This is a genomic window from Pseudoalteromonas sp. SCQQ13 (genome assembly GCF_015864415.1).
GTDB classification, from domain to species: domain Bacteria; phylum Pseudomonadota; class Gammaproteobacteria; order Enterobacterales; family Alteromonadaceae; genus Pseudoalteromonas; species Pseudoalteromonas nigrifaciens.
This window is the reverse complement of sequence record NZ_JADYXG010000051.1, coordinates 1-738: the sequence shown is the minus strand read 5'-3', so window position 1 is coordinate 738 and position 738 is coordinate 1. Positions and strand designations below refer to the sequence as shown.

The 738-nt window shown below is 48.1% G+C and carries 1 protein-coding gene; it reads right to left on the bottom strand.

Annotation, left to right across the window (positions count from 1 at the left end; translation table 11 throughout):
- Positions 1-738: hypothetical protein (locus tag I6F41_RS17920; protein ID WP_231613635.1), on the bottom strand; the 738-nt coding region annotated here is incomplete at both ends.

Below are 738 nucleotides of genomic sequence, written 5' to 3'. Positions count from 1 at the left end.
CTCGTGCCACATGCGGTCACAGGGAACTGGTATATAGCAAAGGAAGGTGTAGACCCCACAGGAGCACAAGGTGGGTCATTTCCACCCAGTAGATGAACCGTATCCAGACTCAGTCGAGGCAGAGTAACATCTCTAGACACCACTACCACAAACTGACCATCTCTAATACACTGGACGGTCACCGCCCTTCCATAGAAACACTGCTGTCCGTTAAAGCAGCAGTTGATAGCTTCACACTCAGCACCACTGATCCCAGGTAGACCACATTGGATCTGCTCAGAATCAGCTACAGCTACACATTTATCAAAGGGCTCTGCCTGCACTACTGGCTTCTGAAACTGCTGTTTAACTGGCTTCTGAATCGGAAACTGCGGCTTAGTTAACTGTTGAACAGGCTTCTGAAGTGGAAATTGCGGGTTAGGTAGGTGTTGAACTGGTTTCTGAATCGGAAACTGCTGGTTAGTTAACTGTTGAACAGGCTTCTGAAGTGGAAATTGCGGGTTAGGTAGGTGTTGAACTGGTTTCTGAATCGGAAACTGCTGGTTAGTTAGCTGTTGAACAGGCTTCTGAAGCGGAAACTGCGGCTTAGTTAGCTGTTGAACTGGCTTCCGAAGCGGAAACTGCTGGTTAGTTAGCGGTTGAACAGGCTTCTGAAGCGGATACTGCGGCTTAGTTAACTGTTGAACAGGCTTCTGAAGTGGAAATTGCGGGTTAGGTAGGTGTTGAACTGGTTTCTGA